The organism is Candidatus Zixiibacteriota bacterium (genome assembly GCA_036480375.1).
Classification (GTDB): domain Bacteria; phylum Zixibacteria; class MSB-5A5; order GN15; family JAAZOE01; genus JAZGGI01.
In genome coordinates, this window is the sequence record JAZGGI010000021.1 from 22134 (window position 1) to 38790 (window position 16657).

Genomic DNA, 16657 nt, shown 5'->3' on the forward strand with positions numbered 1-16657 from the left:
AATAAAGAGAGATAAGTAGCAATATGGACTTACAGCATCAGAAAATTATCCCGATTTTTCTCGAAGAGGAAATGAAAAATTCATACTTAGATTATTCCATGTCGGTTATTACCAATCGAGCCCTGCCGGATGTCCGCGATGGTCTTAAACCATCCAACCGTCGCATCCTCGTGGCCATGCATGAATTAAATCTTTCTCCCGGACGGCCTCATCGAAAATGCGCTAAAATCGCCGGTGATACCTCCGGTAATTATCACCCGCACGGCGAGCAGGTTGTTTATCCGACGCTGGTTCGTATGGCTCAGGATTTCAATATGCGCTATCCCCTGGTGGATGGACAGGGTAATTTCGGTTCCATTGACGGCGACGGCGCCGCGGCTATGCGATATACCGAAGCCCGGTTGACCCCGATAGCGATGGAGATGATGGTCGATATCGAAAAAGAAACCGTTGATTTCATACCCAACTACGACGGGACTCTGAAAGAGCCGACGGTTTTACCGGGACGATTTCCTGATCTGATATGCAACGGGACAACCGGCATCGCGGTCGGTATGGCGACAAGCATCGCGCCGCATAACCTGACTGAGATATGCGCCGCCATAAATGCCATAATCGAAGATCCCGAAGTTGATAACGAATCACTTATGGAAATAGTCCCCGGGCCGGATTTTCCCACCAGCGGAATTATATACGGCCGCGAAGGCATCAAAGAGGCGTATAGAACAGGCCGTGGAAGAATTACTCTGCGGGCCCGAGCCGTCACCGAAAAACAAAAAAATGGCAAAGAGCATATTGTCATCACAGAAATTCCGTTTCAGGTTAATAAATCCAGCCTTTTGATGCGCATTGCCGATCTGGTGCGCGACAAAAAGCTGATCGGCATATCCGACCTGCGTGATGAATCGGATCGTGACGGTTTAAGAATCGTTGTCGAACTCAAGCGCGACGCCCAGCCTGAAATCGTACTCAATCAGCTTTACAGCCATACCAATCTACAGACGACATTCTCGATAATTAATCTGGTTCTGGATAAAGGCGTCCCGAAGTTACTATCTCTGAAAAACCTTCTGGAATTATACATTGACCATCGTCATGAAGTTGTCGTCCGACGGACCAGGCACGATCTGCGCAAAGCTGAAGCCCGGGCTCATATTCTTGAAGGTTACAAAATAGCGCTGGATAATATCGATGCCGTAATAGCTCTTATTAAAAAGTCAAAGTCCGTTCCCGATGCCCGGGAAGGCTTGATAAAGAAATTCAAATTATCCGAGATTCAGGCCAATGCCATTCTCGAAATGCGGTTGCAGAAACTGACCGGGCTGGAACGTGAAAAAATTGAAAAAGAGTATCTTGAAACCATAAAAAAGATCGAGGAATACAAATCGATTTTGGATTCCAAGCCGCGCCGGATGCGTATTATCCGGGACGAAGTCAAGGATCTCAAGAAGAAATACGGCGATGATCGGCTGACCGAGATTATCGACGAAACCGAAGACTTGACGATTGAGGATTTGATTGCCGATGAAGAAATGGTTATCACCATCACTCATACCGGATATATCAAATCACTTTCGGTCTCAGCGTACCGGAGGCAAAACCGGGGCGGCAAAGGCGTCATCGGTATGGAAACCAAAGAAGAAGATTTCGCCGAGCATGTCTTTATCGCCACCTCGCATCAGTATATCCTGTTTTTTAGCACAATCGGGCGATGTTACTGGGTTAAAGTGCATGAAATACCACGGGGAGGGCGCCTCGCCAAAGGCCGGCCGATCGTCAATATGTTAAAATTATCGCAGGGCGAAAGAATCTCGACCTTTACCCGTGTGCGGGAATTTACTCCGGATAAATATATTATCATGGCCACCCGCAATGGTGTCATCAAAAAGACTTCGCTGGATTCATATTCCAATCCTCGCGTCACGGGAATTAATGCCATAACGCTCCGCAAAGGCGATGAGCTGATTCGTTGCGCCCTAAGCGACGGAACCAACGATATCCTCCTCGGAACCCGCAAAGGTCAGGCAATACGATTCCCCGAAGATAAAGTCCGGGCGATGGGACGTACCGCCGCCGGCGTCAAGGCTATTAAACTCGGCAAAGGCGATGAAGTTGTCGGGATGGTTGTCATCAAGCGCCAATCGACCATTCTGGCCGTAACCGAAAACGGATACGGCAAGCGGACCAGCGTGGCCGACTACCGTATAACCAACCGCGGCGGGAAGGGCATCATCAATATCAAATGTTCCGAGCGCAACGGCAATGTCGTTGCGGTCAAGGAAGTGCTCGATGATGATGAACTTATCATGATGACCAAAGGCGGAATCGCCAATCGCATGGCGGTCAAATCGGTCAATACTATCGGCCGCAATACTCAGGGCGTGCGAATGATTTCGCTCAAAGGCAAAGATAAACTGACCGACGTCGCGGTTGTCTTCGGCAGCCGAAAGAAACTGGCCGAAAACGGCAACGGTAACAACGGTAATAATAATGCTAATGAGAATCAGGAAGAATTAGACGTTTAGAATATTTTGCTTCGAGATTATCAATAGCCGCCTTATTTTTCGGGCGGCTTTTTTAATATTTTATATCAGTCTCGAAAAGTCCTCATAAGAAATTACCGGCCAGGTTTCGGTTTCCAATATGCCCCGGCTGTTTATCTCGGACGCTACCCGAAACGCGGTGGTCTGGTCGTCGGCGTCGAATAAAGCGATATAATCGTACCGCCCCAGCGTCGCGAATAGATTATCAACTTTCACATTATTTTTTGAAAATACATCCAACGATGCGTTGATTTGATGCGATAAATCCGGATGTGCTTTTTTGGCGTCGGAATTGATATTCATTGCCATAATAAAAGTCGCCATAAGTTACCTCCCACGATATTTAAAAAATCCCATGCTTTCGTTTATTAGTTGATTTAGTTCCATTGATATTTCTCAAGTGATACGTTTTGAAACGACGATTTTTAATATAAATCAATAAGCAAATTGCCTCCACCCTCTTGCGCCGCCAACGATAATTTTATATAATAGTATTAGTTCAAATCTTGATGTACATCTGGGACTGAAGAATAGATTTCTAATCTGGTTCTTTGGTTAAGACATCATCGCGCGAAAACCATATCAACTATACGAGGTATGGTCATGCCGGAACAAACGTATTCAGCGGAAACGGCCGAAAAATTGGTCGTCGTGTCGTCAGAACTCTGCACGGAAATGACTAATTATTTAATCACTCGCGGCTATTTTTTGAAATTAGCCCATATCGGCTCAATCTTACGGGAGAATTTTGTCGCTATCCTGTGCGTGCTGTCCCTCAAGGAAAATATCATCTCCAGCGTCGATGAAATGAAGGAGCTTTTGGAAAATTCCAAAACCCCGCTGCGTGACTGGCTGACGGCCGTCTATGCTGCCACCAATCGAGAATATGATTATGAGAACCTGGTAACCAATACGATTGATGATTTGTACCCCTATTATAATCAATGGTGCCGCGAACTCTTCACCGATGAGGAAGTAAACGGCAAAGATATCGGTAAATGGATACCTGCCGCGACGGCCGCCTGCGTTAAAAATATAACCGATGAATTGGAAATGGATCTGGACGTCAACCTGTCCCATGAAGTTGATGACCTCAATGAGATTATATATCGCTATATCGAAAAACTGAGTTAAACCTCATCTCTGAACCAGGAATTATTCATTTGTATTCAATTCTCACCGTGAAACATTGGCCTGCAGATATCGTAGAAATATTTATATGCGGATTTTTTGAGGGGTATAGTAAATAGGCAGGAATAATTAAATCTATTGTCGGCAAGTGAGGCATATATGAATCTCAATCGCAAAATGGTATTAGTAATTGGTTTGGCGTCTTTGACGCTCTTCTCGGGTGCTTTTGCCAAACCCAAAAAGGAAATCATAAAGACTTACGATGCCAAAGAATCAATCAGGATAAAAACTGTCAGCGGCGATTGTATCGTTGAAAAAGGGGATGCCGATAAAATTATCGTTCGCCTGGAATATTCCATTTATCCCGAGGACGTCTTTGAGCCAGAATTCAAGGAGAGAGACAACTCTTTGAGACTGGATGAGGAATTTTATGGGTCATCGTCGGGAAGCTCAAAATGGTATCTCTCGGTCCCCGACGGCACCGACATAAGATTCTCGTCCGCATCGGGTAATTTTTCGGCGGAGGGATTGGATCTGGATGTGATTATTTCCACAGCTTCGGGAGATATTGATATTCTTGATTGCGGGGGGAGATTTGAAGGTAGTACAGCCTCTGGTAATATATTATTAGAAGGATCGCGTGGAGAATTTAATCTATCGACGGCGTCGGGAAATGTTGACGCGATGGAAACAAAATTCGAAGACGATTGCGAATTATCATCGGCGTCCGGCGATGTTCTCGTCAGGCTCACCGAAAGTCTGACCCATGACTTTATTATCAGGTCGGCCTCCGGTGATGCCGTTCTGGATTATGACGGGAATCCGGTTAAGGGGTATTTTGAATTCGTTGTCAAGTATCGCGATGGACGCATCAAATCGCCGTTTGATTACGATGATGAAGAAAAATTCCGCCGTTGGGGTGATCAGTATATTCGTAAATCTTTCACCAGGGAAACCGATAGCCTGGAAATTTCAATTTTTTCTGCCTCCGGTCGGGCGGAGTTGCGCGACTAAATAGGATTTCGATTAATAAAACTCCAAAAAAACCTATTGTTTAAGCGATAGGTTTTATTTCTTGACTTTAACATAAATATTTTATTTATATTCTAACACGCTTTTATAAGAATCACTCTTTATTAATGCGCTCAAATATATAAATCTGTATCGGGGGAGTATGATGGGTATAAAATCAAGATTTACCGGTCGCCGCCGGGCTTACGATGAAGATTATGGCTGGCACTACGGAAAAATTCCCGAAAAACTGAAAGTTGAAGGAAAAGAGATTGAACATCCCGGGCGAAAATGCGCGATTTTTCTCGTACACGGCATCGGGACTCAAACCCGGACTGAAACGGCGGCCCAGCTTCGTTCAGGATTCGAAGACGCTTTTGCGAAAATTTCCAATTGGCAAAAGAAAAATAATATCAAAGGAGTTCCAAATACTCGCAATCTGCCGCCGCCTTATATTAAAGAGGCGTACTGGGCCAACTATGCCAATGTTGAAGAAACGTTCCCGGACGATGTCAAGAAATTCAGCGATAATGAGAAGAAATTTTTTATCAAGCTTTGGACCAAACGCTTATCCTCTGCTTTTAGAACATATTTCTGGTTTCTCGGACAGCAACTAAGACTTCTTAATCCTTCGGTAATATGTAAGGTCGGGTTTTTCGCCTGGCTGACATATTTTCCGTTTCAACTTATTTCATTTGTCATCCTGACGATTTCCCTGATTCGCCACCCCAAAATTATATCGGACTATCTTACCGATGTCAGGCTCTATCTTAAGCCGCGGGGGATAGTCGAACGGACGATTGTTAAAAATATTGATTACAATGTCGGAAAAACATTCCTGCAGCTTATCGGGCTTGACTGGGATTTTCGAACGCTTCATGGCAAACACCGCAAGTATGTATTAGATCAACCAATAGAATTCAAGAGAATAATCTGGGTCGCCCACAGTCTGGGGACAGTCATAAGTTATAACGTTCTCTCGGATTTGTTTCACCGCGCTCAGAAAATCGAAATAGGCAATTTCAGTAAAGAGCAAAAGGATAATATCAGGGTTTTCAAACGCTCCCTTAAAAGATTTGTTACTCTGGGAAGCCCCATCGATAAAGTCGCTTTCTTATTTTATAAATCGTCATTGCGCCGCTGGCCCAGAATGCTGCGAGAGGAAATGCTTTTCCGCAATGAAATAATCGACGCCTATTTTGATATTGAAACTATGAAGAAGAAGGCAATAAAAGAGGCTGCCGAAAAGAAGATTGAAAAGGAGCAATCTTTCAAAAAAGATGAAGATATATGCCTTAATGACTATGATAAAAATCTCGGCGAGGAATGGTGGTACAATTTTTATCATGTCTTCGACCCCGTTTCGGGAGCATTAAACAGCGATTTATTATTCAAGCGCAGGAAGCCCAAATCAAAAAAGGATTCGAATGCAAAAGACGAAGATGATCCATTCATATATCAACCGCCTGTTAATCTGCATATCAAAATCTTAAAATGTCCCTTATGGGCACATGTCTTGTACTGGACAGATTCTCGTTCACTGGGTTATATCCTCGCATCAGCGTATGGTTCATTTGTAAATACCAAACCGTGCAAACCTTACTCCAGCCTGACCCTGACCATTTTGGCAATAATTTCCAAACTGGCTGTTTTTGGAATAGCCGGGGGAATTATTTACTCGATTCTATGTTGGGATAGAATCCGCCCGGTGTTGCAAAAAATATTCCCGGTTTTGGAGTTCATTTTTGGGTGGTGATGAATTTAGTGAATTTTAATGTCGGGTCACATCGGGCAAAACCCAATGTGACCTGGTGAAATCAATTCATGCCTAATACAAAAATGATGTAATGCCGACGCCGAATATAATTGTGGTGCCGGAATCCGAATATTCATCCCAGCTCCATTTATCCGACGACACCCTAAATCCCAGATCAGCCCCGACAGCGTCTGATATCATTAATATCATTCCAACCTGTGCACCAAATTCCGTGATATTGATATTACCATTTCCGCCGAAATCAATTTGACCAAAATTGAAAAAACCGGAAATGTATGGATAGACTGCGCCTTTAACATCCACTCGTTCCTGGTTAGTATTCAGGTAATATCCGATTTTAGGTCCAATTCGAAACTCGGTGTATGTGTCTCCACTTTGAGACAGAGATACTAAATCAAAATTAGCCCCCATCATAAATCCGTCAGATACAAAAAACCCTAAAGATGGATTTAATATAATTGTGGTCATCCCGTCTCCGTCATCCTCATATAGGTCGCCGGATTGAGAAAATACATAAAATTGTCCGCCTAAAATGGCATTGCCCTTTTCAAGCGGCGTCTCTCCAAATGATAAACCGGTCATGATGAAAAATACCACGCCCAGCATAATCATTACTTTTGACATAACTCCTCCTCAGCTTGATGCTTAAAAAATTGACTATAATGCTCCTTTATATGAAAATAGAAGTGTGTGATACTTATTCGCAATAAAAAAAAACCCCGCTTTTGCGGGGTTTTTCCGGCAGCTTTGGTCTGAATCAGTCAAACAAAGCGCTTATTTTTCAGTTTTTTCTCCGGTCGCAGGAGTTTTAACAACTTCCGGTTCAGCGGCTTTGGCCGGTTCCGGAGCTTTTTCCACTACCGGTTTGGCAACGGCCTTGTCCTTATTGTTTTTCTTTTCGGTCTTTTCGCCGAGCTTTTCTTTGATGCGCGCCGATTTGCCGGTCAATCCTCTCAGGTAATAAAGCTTAGACCTGCGGACTCGTCCCATCGTAACGCGCTCGATCCTGTCAATATTCGGCGAGAACAGAGGAAAGACACGCTCGACGCCAACGCCGGATGAAATCTTGCGGACTGTGAAAGTTTTTCCGGTTCCCGATCCGCGGAGGCTGATTACCGTACCCTTGAAAACCTGAATTCGCTCTTTATCGCCTTCCTTAATCTTATAATAAACGGCGACGGTATCGCCGGAGCAGAATTTCGGTATATCCTTAATATACTGATTTTCAATCTGGGCGATTCTTTTCATCAGAACCACTCCCTTCTATAAACTCATTATTTATTTTCTTCAAAAACTCTTTATCTTCTTTGCTCAAATCGGCTTTGTCAATCAACTCGGGACGGTTGGCCATCGTTTTCTTAAGTGACTGCCGCCGTCGGTACATTTCAATCTCGGCATGATGGCCCGACATTAATTCCTCGGGAATTGTAAGTCCCCTGAACTCGGCCGGGCGGGTGTACACCGGAGCGCCCAGAAGCTGATCATTGGTAAATGAATCGCTTATGGCTGATTCGATATTTCCCACTACCCCGGGGATCAATCTGACAGCCGCGTCAATAATCACCCATGCCGCCGGTTCGCCGCCGGTCAGGACATAATCGCCGATTGATATTTCATCTATCGGGTAAAGCCGCAAAATTCTTTCGTCGATTCCTTTATAATGTCCGCAGATTATAACCAGTCTTTCCAGGAGCGACAATTTCATCGCCGTTTCCTGGCTGAATTTTTTCCCGGACGCGGCCGTTAAGATAATTTTTATCTTATCCCGGTCAAAATTATCGTAATCGATTCCGAGACTATCCATAGCCGCCGCCAGCGGTTCGGGTTTGAGAACCATCCCGCCTCCGCCGCCAAAGGGAGTGTCATCGACGGTGCTGTGTTTATCCGTTGCAAAATCCCGCAGATGAATAATATTGATGTCAAAGAGCTTGTCTGCTTTTCCCCGTCCCAGCAGCGATGATTCCAAAGGTTTCACCAATGCCTCGGGAAAAAGAGTAATTAAATCTATCCTCAGCATTTTTTTATTCTGCTTCGGTTTGACTTCCCCGGCCTTCAAATAACCCAGCCGGGGGGTCAATTATAATCTTTTTTTTCTCAATGTCAATCCCAATAATGAACCTGTCCACCACCGGGAACAACACTTCGCCGTATTCCTTCGATTTTATCCGGTAAATATCGTTGGCCGGATAAAACAAAACCTCCTCAATAACCCCGTAATTTGTTCCATCAGTTCCCCTTACTTCCGAGTCGATAATATCGAACTGATAATAACTGTCCTCGGGTAACTCCGCCGCCTGCTCGCCCGGAATTTCAACCGTTTTATTGGTCATCGCCGCGGCCGATTCGCGGCTTGTTATTCCAGCGATCCCAACAATCGGCCGGTCACCGACGATTCTGACCGATTCAATTTTTAATGGCCGTCGATTTTCGCCGTCGGCCACGAAAATTTCTTTCAATTCCAGAAAACGCCGAGGAAAATCGGTTTCAGGGATTATATAAATCTCTCCGGATAATCCCTTCGGCCGGCCAAACCGACCGATAACAATATATTCCGGTCGATTGATCACTTATTCCAAAATCTCGAGAACCGCGCGTTTGCCTTTTTTGGCGGAAATCGCGGCAATCAGAGTACGGATAGATTTGGCCGTCTGGCCGTGTTTTCCGATTACCTTACCAAGGTCGCCGTCACCGACGTGCAATTCGTAAACGGTAGTTCGTTCGCCTTGAACTTCATTTAATTGAACCTGATCGGGTTGATCAACCAACGCCTTAACGATCGTCTCAATAAACTCTTTCATTCGATACTCCTTTGTAAGTCAGAAGTCAGTGATAACACTACTACGCATTAGTTTGTGACAATATGTGAGGTTATTCCACTTTTTTCTTCGATTTCCTCTTTTTGGGTCGTTCCGTTATGGTATCATTGATAGTCATCTCGGAAATATCCTGTCCGGCTTTTTTGGCCAGATACTTCTTTGTCAGACCGATTTGGGTAAAAAGCGAAGCGACGGTATCGGATACAACCGCGCCCTCATCGAGCCATTTGTACGCTTTTTCCTCATCGACTGTCACCCGGGCCGGTTTTTCAATAGCGGCGTAATGGCCGATATTTTCCAGAATCGGACCGTTGACCGCGCGGCGCGAATCAATCGCGACAATGCGGTAATACGGGCGTTTCTTACTGCCCATCCGTTTTAATCTGATTTTTGTGGCCAATAGCTCCTTCCTTTATATATAAGGTTTGTTAAAATGGCATCATGTTTTTCGGCAATCCCTTCATGCCCATTTTGCCAACGTTTTTCAACATCTTTTTCATCTGTCCGAACTGTTTTAACATTCTATTCAATTCCTGAACAGTGGTTCCCGAACCGTTCGCTATTCTTTTACGGCGGGAGCCGTTTATTATATTGGGATTTTGACGTTCGTACGGCGTCATTGATAGAATCATCGCCTCAACCCGTTTCATGGCTTTGGGATCAAGGGTCGCCCCTTTGAGCGCCTTGCCCATCCCCGGAATCATTTCCAGAAGCGATTCCAAGGGTCCCATTTTTTTTAGTTGCTGCATCTGCGCGTAAAAATCTTCCAGCGTGAACTGAGCCTTACGCAGCTTCTTCTCAAGCTTTTCGGCCTCTTTGATATCGACCATCTCCTGCGCCTTTTCGACGAAGGAGACAATATCACCCATCCCCAATATTCGCGATGCCATCCGGTCGGGATGAAACGCTTCCAAATCGGTCAGTTTCTCGCCGATTCCGACCAGTTTAATCGGGCATCCGGTCACGGCTCGAATCGAGAGAGCCGCGCCGCCGCGGGCGTCGCCGTCTAGCTTCGATAACACTACGCCGGTAACATCGAGCCGTTTATGAAATTCACCGGCGACGTTGACGGCGTCCTGACCGGTCATGGCGTCGGCCACGAGCAATATTTCCTGTGGCTTGGCCATCTTTTTAATATTAGTCAACTCGGTCATCAGCTCATCGTCGATATGCAGCCGTCCGGCGGTATCAAATATTATCAAATCGACAAATTCTTTGCGAGCCTTACTTATAGCCTCTTTGCAAATTTTGACCGGGTCCTCCTGACCCATCTCAAAAACGGCCACGTCAATCTGTTTGCCCAGCATCTGCAACTGCTTGATCGCCGCGGGGCGATACGGATCAGCGGCGACCATCAGGACTTTTTTATTTTTCTTCTTGTATCGCAAGCCCAGCTTGGCAGTCAACGTCGTTTTGCCCGATCCCTGCAACCCGCATGTCATGATTATTGAAGGGGGACGCTCGGAAACATGGATATCGGCTGTTTTCTCACCGAGCAGTTTGACTAATTTTTCATGGACGATTTTGATGATCTGCTGGCCCGGTTCAACCGACCGGACAGTCGTCGCCCCGGCCGCTTCGGCCTGGATATCTTTGATAAACTCTTTGGTGACTTTGTAATTGACGTCAGCTTCGAGAAGCGCCCGGCGGATATCCTTGAGGGCGTCTTTGATATTATCCTCGGTCAGCGTTCCGTGTCCGCGGAGTTTTTTGAATGTCGCTTCTAATTTTTCGGTCAGGCTGTCAAACATTGTTTTCGCTTCAGTTCAATTGTCGTTTTCAATCTCAATTTCCGGCGCAGGCAGGTTTCGAAATTACCAAGACGCAATCAATTGTACCATACCAACAGGCGCAATCCGCCCCTTGGGCCAGAGCCAAATAATATACCAATTTGGGACAAAAATGCAAGCGGATTTAAAGGGGGGATAGTTTCGGATTTGATAATGGTTTGATGTGTACATTTTATGTTGTGGATTTTGTATAAATGGACTATTATTAAATGTGATAAAGGAATCTTCCCAACAGGACCTAGTCCTTGTCGGGTGGGACACCTACACAATGAATTTTGTAGTGGAAATCACTCAAAATGTGATTTACATTACTTCAGTTATGTACGTGATTAAGAGGAGAGAAGATAGCAGTGAGCGGGAAGCTGAAAATCTGCGGTGAGATTCGAGACCCGATACATGGTCTAATACCAGTAACGGACATTGAATTCAAGGTCATGGATACTTCTTCTTTTCAACGACTAAGGAGGATCAAGCAGCTAGCTCTTGCCGATCTGGGATTTCATGGTGCGATGCATAATCGTTTTGGCCACTCGGTTGGTGTGATGCATATCGCTTCAAAGATGATTGAGCATCTTGAAAACGCTGGCGAGGTAAAATTGAAGGGTACAGAAATGCAAGATATCCGTCTTGCGGGTTTGTTGCACGACATCGGCCATGGCCCTTTTTCTCATATCTCGGAGTATCTTCTGAAGTATATGAGTCCACAGAGTGAGAAGAAAGGAAATATCGAAGAGATTCACGAAGCGATCTCACATCGCATCATTGCTGAGGACCGTACGATTAAAGATGTATTGGGCGAGGCAAGAACTATGAGAATAATATCTATTTTAAGTACAGACCAGCCATCCCCGGATTTCAAGCATGATCTTGTTTCAGGTCCTCTCGATGCTGACAAAATGGACTATCTTCTGAGAGACAGCTACTTCACAGGGGTGAAATATGGTGTATTCGATTTGGACAGATTAATTAATGTTCTGACTATGACTGATGAAAACAGAATGAAGCGACTAGCCGCAAAACGTGAGGGTGTCCAAGCAGTAGAGCAGTATGTACTGGCGAAATACTTCATCGCTCACCAGGTTTATCAGCATCGAATCAGGCACATTACCGACAAAATGATTATCGAAGGAGTCAGCGCTTCAATCACTGACGGGAATGAAGACCTAAAGAAAGTCTATAGTTATAGCAAGAAGAAGGCCTATGTTACTGAATATCTTAAGTGGGATGATGAGTTAGTTTGCCAGTCTGTGCTTAGCAATAGCAAGCGGGGTTCCAAAGGGTATAAGTATTTCTCGATGTTGAGAGATCGACAGTTGCTTAAGGAAATATCGAATATCCGCGTCAATGAATTAGACGGAGGAGAGAGTCTTCAGGCGATTGAGAAGATTGAAGAGATCAGGAAAAGTAATTATGACGATTTGGTTTCGACTATAGAGCAGGAATTCTCTCTTTTACCAGGATTTACGCATGTCTTGGCATATTCACTCAAAGTTCCACTAATACAGAAGAGCTTTGGAATTGTTGATGAGCAGTCAATTCGTATTAAGTGTAGTGAAAAGACAACGACGCTATTAGAGAATGAAAGTCCTCTTTACGGTGGTATTGTGGATGATGCAAAAAATCACTTTATTCAGATCATTGGGATTCCGAAAATAAAGTTGAAATCCAGAGAGAGTCGTGAGAAACTGAGTAAAAAAATCCTGACAAAGTACTTTGAAGGAAATTTGTAATGAATATACCAAATGTATACGCACTTCTAATATACTTGATCGAGCACAATGGTGGCTCGTTTCATGGCAAGACAAACATCCACAAGAACATATACCTGCTCCAGCAGATGATGCCTCGGATCGATCTTCCATTGAAGTTTAGCCCCTATTTCTATGGACCCTTTAGTCAAGACGTTTCGGAGGCACTGGATCTTCTAGAGAGTAGCGGTTTACTGAAGGTTAGTGCTATAGATTACGGGGTGAGAGATTCTTTTGAGGTTCGCAAGTACATTTACAAACTTACGTCGTCCGGAAGGTCAGCTGCTGAAAGTGTTAAGAAGAACTACAATGAGTTTGCGTCTGTAATCGACAGTAATTTCGCAAAACTAATTTCTACAGGCTACCATGAAAATACTAAGGTCATTTCTACTGCATCAAAGGTAAAACATATTCTTTCTGCAGAAAAGAAATCGCTGACTAGGAAATCAATTCAAGCAAAGGCAAAAGAGCTGGGGTGGGAGATCAATACGCGCGATTTATCTGCATCCGTGAAGGTGCTAGTTGACATCGGGTTGGCTAGGACAGGTGATCCATCTCAAAAATAAGCAATACGTTTTTTCAAGCGGATTCCTCGTAAAGAACCTTTACAATTATTCCACAATTCCACTGTGTTTTCTGAAATCATCCACGTTTATAGAATGAAATGATTTTATGATGGAGTGATAATTATTAATGGGAAAGTAGGCTTTTACGAAGTACGAAAAAGGACAAAACGAACCCAATTCGCCGTAAGCCTCACAGGCATATTCAAATAGGAGGAATTTACAAATTCGCAATTGTGGATAACTAATATAAATTCACGCAATTATCGTGAAAATCAAAACTGGCCAGTAGGGGCTCGTCGCGACGAGCCCACTGAGACGAAACTATATTTATCGCGGGTCGCTCGCGAGCGACCCCTACAGTAAAAATTTTACTCAAACGGTTCTGAAAAATTCTTATTCGGCTCGATAAACAAACGCTTGTCATAGTAGTCAAAAACCAGATTAAAGCGCGAGAGTAATCCCAATCCAATCATTACCTCACTAAATGTGTTCTTACTATGCTCTTCCGAAATATAAGCTACAATCGCATTATTGATTTTGTATCCGCCAATTTCAATTTGAGGCATGCGTCCGAAATATCCCAGGGTTTCGGTGCCTTCAATATTTCTTCCCAGACTCCCTGCGGTAGAATTCTCGGGGACTGTTATACTATTTTCTTTTCCGGTTGCAATTTCCAATTGATCGTTATATCCCAAATCCATGAGCACTTTTACAGATACATCACGGCCATCCGAAAGTTTTAGATTTACGGGGATCGACCATGGACCAAATCCTATCGGCTCCCAGGGAACGGCAACTCCCGAACCGCCATATTCAAATTTGCCCGGCTCGCTTAGTGTCATCATCATTTCATCAAAATTTATATCGACAATAAAATGTTTTAATAGGCCCGCGCTGATCTGCCCAACACTTCCAGACCACATAACACTGTTACCAGAGCTATAAGGCGTAATGATCGCCTCCTGATCGGTCAGTTCAACTCCGGGAAAACCAACCGTTATCCCTGATGCTGTTCTGGATTGAATTCCACTATCATCTTTTGATCCTCCGATCGAAATTTCGCCTTCATATTTCAACCCCAAAGAATCTACCTTTGGACTGCCCCAGAATAGCAACTGGTCCCAGTGGAAGCCGTCATCAAGGAGAAATTGAACATCATGGCCATTGATTTTACAATTAAAGCGAATATCTCCGCGATAAATATCAAATGGGAATTTAATGATGCGTTGTTCCGAAAGGTAATTTAGTTTTCCTGGGGGAGGAGTCAGTTCAGTTTTTGATTCATCATCGCCAAGAGCATAAGGTGCCAGATAAATCAAAAACGTAATTGTTATGAGAAATCCCTGAAAGAATTTCAGTCCGATTACCTTTGAGAAGGATGACAGGAAATTAATTGTGTGGAATTTCATTTGATAGTTCCTCCGGTATAGCGTATTCCGCGACTAAACATATCGAGGTAATGATCTATATATTCGTCCGATTCAAAGCAGGCGAATGAGTAGGTGGTTGACAGAGCCCTGTTAATGATACTTCTAATGGAATAAAGAAATTGACTGATGCAAAGATCGACTTTCAAGTCAGCCCGCAAAGAACCATCTTTAATTCCCATTTGGAAAATACCACGCAAGCCTTCAGCAAGTTCGTTGTTTAAATTATCAAAACTTTCAAATGCTTCGCCGCTAATCGAATCGGGATCGAGTCCTTTTAAATCCCAGTAAAGCTGCAAATATAATGACTGGGGATTTCGCCGGGAAAAATCATAAAGGGTCTTCCCCCATATCGTAATTTTATCTAAACCGCTCCGAGTTAACTCCATCGCCTTTTGCTGTTCTCTCCAACGGGTTTTATTATCTTCGATGAGAACCATAAGGCAAATTTCATCACGGCTCTTAAAATAGGAATACAGGGTGCGCCGAGTATATTCGGCCGCCGAAGCTATATCTTCCATAGAAGTATTTTCGATACCCTGTTGGGCGAAAAGTCCGCGCGCTGCATCCAGTATATAGCTTTGGCGAATCTCCCTCTCGGCTGTTTTTCTTGACAAAATGACACTCCTTTTACAAGATACACAGTATGTGTAATATAATGCATTATACGAGTAATGGTGATTTTTGTTTCATTGTTTTCGAAATAAAGTAATATTCAGTTGGCGTTCACTCTCCAGCGCTGAAGGAGAAAGGAAAATCATTTGCCAACAATATTCACTCATGCCATAACCGGATTGGCAGCCGGGAAAATGCTCTGGCTCAAAAACCTGCCCAAGAGGTTTTGGATAATATCAATAATCCTGCCAATTATACCCGACGCCGATGTTATAATGTTTCGTCTTGGATTTGCCTACGGTCATTTTCTGGGGCATCGTGGTTTTTTCCATTCTATACCGTTCGCGTTAGTTTTGGCATTTATCGTGATGATTTTATTTTTCCGCGAGGCAAAACTGTTTTCAAAACGCTGGAATATCCTGACAATTTATTTCTTCTTAATCTCCGCCTCACACGGTATGCTTGATGCTCTTACCAATGGCGGAGAAGGTGTCGCGCTTTTGTCTCCCTTTTCTCAGATAAGATGGTTTTTTCCCTTCAGGCCTATACTGGTTTCTCCAATCGGTATCAATAGTTTTTTTAGTGAATGGGGGATGCGTGTAATTATAAATGAGATCCTCTGGATTTGGTTGCCATCGCTAATAGTACTATCTTTGGCGAAACTATTAACACGCCGAAATCGTAAATAATAGCTATTGGTTCCCAAGAATTAATTAAGGAGACTTAAAAATGATTACTATTCGTAAATATCAAAAAAAGGATTCTGTGGCAGTCGGTAAATTAATCGCTGACACTTTTCTGAAATATAATCTTTCTTATGCCTCGCCAGAAGAACAGCAAAAACTTCTGGGGCCTTTTCGAAATGCTCGATCTAAAAGTCAGTCACATCAGGATGAGATTGCCAAATTGATATCCGCTCCAATGGTATTTGTAGCGGTTCAGGACAAGAAAAAAATAGTTGGAGTGTTGAGGGGCAGCAAAGAGAAAATGCGGAGTTTGTTTGTGCTCGGGAATTCTCATCGGAATGGATTTGGTCGGAAACTTGTTATGCGATTTGAGAAAGAGTGTGTTTCGCAGAATTCTCAAGTGATTAAGTTGATGGCTACCGTTTACGCAATTCCATTTTATCAGAAAATGGGCTATAAGAAAACTACCGGGATTAGAAAAATGAACTGTCTTGATGGCACCGGCTTACCTTACCAGCCGATGAAGAAAATTATTTAAAACTCGTGG

The 16657-nt window shown here is 43.8% G+C and carries 17 protein-coding genes and 1 pseudogene; 8 read left to right on the forward strand and 10 right to left on the reverse strand.

Going from position 1 to position 16657, the window contains the following annotated elements:
* Positions 1 to 23: 23 nt before the first annotated feature.
* Positions 24 to 2525 carry a DNA gyrase subunit A gene (gene gyrA, locus V3V99_05100; protein MEE9442027.1) on the forward strand — a complete coding sequence of 834 codons (2502 nt, stop codon included), beginning with the start codon at positions 24 to 26 and terminating at the stop codon, positions 2523 to 2525.
* Between the two features lie 60 nt (positions 2526 to 2585).
* Here the strand turns inward: gyrA and V3V99_05105 are convergent, their stop codons facing one another.
* Positions 2586 to 2867 (reverse strand): GYD domain-containing protein, encoded by a 282-nt coding sequence (locus V3V99_05105; protein MEE9442028.1) that lies wholly within the window; start codon positions 2865 to 2867, stop codon positions 2586 to 2588.
* Positions 2868 to 3146: 279 nt separating this feature from the next.
* On the opposite strand from V3V99_05105, the gene V3V99_05110 reads away from it, so the two are divergent.
* The 3 genes from V3V99_05110 (at position 3147) to V3V99_05120 (ending at position 6441) form a co-directional block, all read left to right on the forward strand.
* On the forward strand, positions 3147 to 3677 hold the full coding sequence (locus tag V3V99_05110) for a hypothetical protein (protein MEE9442029.1): 531 nt from the start codon (positions 3147 to 3149) through the stop codon (positions 3675 to 3677).
* 156 nt (positions 3678 to 3833) lie between these two features.
* Positions 3834 to 4688, forward strand: coding sequence for a DUF4097 family beta strand repeat-containing protein (locus V3V99_05115; GenBank protein ID MEE9442030.1), 855 nt, complete (start codon positions 3834 to 3836; stop codon positions 4686 to 4688).
* Positions 4689 to 4848: 160 nt separating this feature from the next.
* A complete protein-coding gene (locus V3V99_05120; protein MEE9442031.1) occupies positions 4849 to 6441 on the forward strand; it encodes a hypothetical protein in 1593 nt (530 codons plus the stop codon).
* A 72-nt stretch (positions 6442 to 6513) separates the two neighbouring features.
* Here the strand turns inward: V3V99_05120 and V3V99_05125 are convergent, their stop codons facing one another.
* The 7 genes and pseudogenes from V3V99_05125 to ffh all read right to left on the reverse strand — a co-directional run bounded on the left by V3V99_05125 (position 6514) and on the right by ffh (position 11029).
* Complete coding sequence (locus tag V3V99_05125; protein MEE9442032.1) at positions 6514 to 7086, reverse strand: hypothetical protein; 573 nt, start codon at positions 7084 to 7086, stop codon at positions 6514 to 6516.
* Between the two features lie 294 nt (positions 7087 to 7380).
* Positions 7381 to 7710, reverse strand: a pseudogene (rplS, locus tag V3V99_05130) (50S ribosomal protein L19).
* Positions 7688 to 8479 carry a tRNA (guanosine(37)-N1)-methyltransferase TrmD gene (gene trmD / locus V3V99_05135; GenBank protein ID MEE9442033.1) on the reverse strand — a complete coding sequence of 264 codons (792 nt, stop codon included), beginning with the start codon at positions 8477 to 8479 and terminating at the stop codon, positions 7688 to 7690. The pseudogene rplS and the gene trmD overlap by 23 nt, the downstream one beginning before the upstream one ends.
* Before the next feature lie 4 nt (positions 8480 to 8483).
* On the reverse strand, positions 8484 to 9029 hold the full coding sequence (gene rimM / locus V3V99_05140; protein ID MEE9442034.1) for a ribosome maturation factor RimM: 546 nt from the start codon (positions 9027 to 9029) through the stop codon (positions 8484 to 8486).
* Complete coding sequence (locus tag V3V99_05145; GenBank protein ID MEE9442035.1) at positions 9030 to 9260, reverse strand: KH domain-containing protein; 231 nt, start codon at positions 9258 to 9260, stop codon at positions 9030 to 9032.
* 70 nt (positions 9261 to 9330) lie between these two features.
* Complete coding sequence (rpsP, locus tag V3V99_05150; protein MEE9442036.1) at positions 9331 to 9678, reverse strand: 30S ribosomal protein S16; 348 nt, start codon at positions 9676 to 9678, stop codon at positions 9331 to 9333.
* Between the two features lie 28 nt (positions 9679 to 9706).
* The gene (gene ffh, locus V3V99_05155) at positions 9707 to 11029 is read right to left on the reverse strand and encodes a signal recognition particle protein (protein MEE9442037.1); all 1323 of its coding nucleotides are present in this window, start codon (positions 11027 to 11029) and stop codon (positions 9707 to 9709) included.
* 389 nt (positions 11030 to 11418) lie between these two features.
* Here ffh and V3V99_05160 point away from each other — a divergent pair, with 389 nt between their 5' ends.
* Both V3V99_05160 and V3V99_05165 read left to right on the forward strand, forming a co-directional pair.
* Positions 11419 to 12798 (forward strand): HD domain-containing protein, encoded by a 1380-nt coding sequence (locus tag V3V99_05160; GenBank protein MEE9442038.1) that lies wholly within the window; start codon positions 11419 to 11421, stop codon positions 12796 to 12798.
* Positions 12798 to 13382 (forward strand): hypothetical protein, encoded by a 585-nt coding sequence (locus V3V99_05165; GenBank protein ID MEE9442039.1) that lies wholly within the window; start codon positions 12798 to 12800, stop codon positions 13380 to 13382. The genes V3V99_05160 and V3V99_05165 overlap by 1 nt, the downstream gene beginning before the upstream one ends.
* Positions 13383 to 13750: 368 nt before the next feature.
* On the opposite strand, the gene V3V99_05170 is transcribed toward V3V99_05165, so the two are convergent.
* Positions 13751 to 14791: a hypothetical protein gene (locus tag V3V99_05170; GenBank protein ID MEE9442040.1), complete on the reverse strand. Its 1041-nt coding sequence runs from the start codon at positions 14789 to 14791 to the stop codon at positions 13751 to 13753.
* A complete protein-coding gene (locus V3V99_05175) occupies positions 14788 to 15426 on the reverse strand; it encodes a helix-turn-helix domain-containing protein (GenBank protein ID MEE9442041.1) in 639 nt (212 codons plus the stop codon). The genes V3V99_05170 and V3V99_05175 overlap by 4 nt, the downstream gene beginning before the upstream one ends.
* 144 nt (positions 15427 to 15570) lie before the next feature.
* On the opposite strand from V3V99_05175, the gene V3V99_05180 reads away from it, so the two are divergent.
* A complete protein-coding gene (locus V3V99_05180; GenBank protein ID MEE9442042.1) occupies positions 15571 to 16113 on the forward strand; it encodes a metal-dependent hydrolase in 543 nt (180 codons plus the stop codon).
* Between the two features lie 40 nt (positions 16114 to 16153).
* A complete protein-coding gene (locus V3V99_05185) occupies positions 16154 to 16648 on the forward strand; it encodes a GNAT family N-acetyltransferase (GenBank protein MEE9442043.1) in 495 nt (164 codons plus the stop codon).
* Positions 16649 to 16657 lie beyond the last annotated feature (9 nt).

What these genes read in the sequence shown, in the direction of transcription:
- gyrA (MEE9442027.1), top strand. Translation starts at nt 24, where the DNA reads ATGGACTTACAGCATCAGAAAATTATCCCGATTTTTCTCGAAGAGGAA.
- V3V99_05105 (MEE9442028.1), bottom strand. Translation starts at nt 2,867, where the DNA reads ATGGCGACTTTTATTATGGCAATGAATATCAATTCCGACGCCAAAAAA.
- V3V99_05110 (MEE9442029.1), top strand. Translation starts at nt 3,147, where the DNA reads ATGCCGGAACAAACGTATTCAGCGGAAACGGCCGAAAAATTGGTCGTC.
- V3V99_05115 (MEE9442030.1), top strand. Translation starts at nt 3,834, where the DNA reads ATGAATCTCAATCGCAAAATGGTATTAGTAATTGGTTTGGCGTCTTTG.
- V3V99_05120 (MEE9442031.1), top strand. Translation starts at nt 4,849, where the DNA reads ATGATGGGTATAAAATCAAGATTTACCGGTCGCCGCCGGGCTTACGAT.
- V3V99_05125 (MEE9442032.1), bottom strand. Translation starts at nt 7,086, where the DNA reads ATGTCAAAAGTAATGATTATGCTGGGCGTGGTATTTTTCATCATGACC.
- trmD (MEE9442033.1), bottom strand. Translation starts at nt 8,479, where the DNA reads ATGCTGAGGATAGATTTAATTACTCTTTTTCCCGAGGCATTGGTGAAA.
- V3V99_05145 (MEE9442035.1), bottom strand. Translation starts at nt 9,260, where the DNA reads ATGAAAGAGTTTATTGAGACGATCGTTAAGGCGTTGGTTGATCAACCC.
- ffh (MEE9442037.1), bottom strand. Translation starts at nt 11,029, where the DNA reads ATGTTTGACAGCCTGACCGAAAAATTAGAAGCGACATTCAAAAAACTC.
- V3V99_05165 (MEE9442039.1), top strand. Translation starts at nt 12,798, where the DNA reads ATGAATATACCAAATGTATACGCACTTCTAATATACTTGATCGAGCAC.
- V3V99_05170 (MEE9442040.1), bottom strand. Translation starts at nt 14,791, where the DNA reads ATGAAATTCCACACAATTAATTTCCTGTCATCCTTCTCAAAGGTAATC.
- V3V99_05185 (MEE9442043.1), top strand. Translation starts at nt 16,154, where the DNA reads ATGATTACTATTCGTAAATATCAAAAAAAGGATTCTGTGGCAGTCGGT.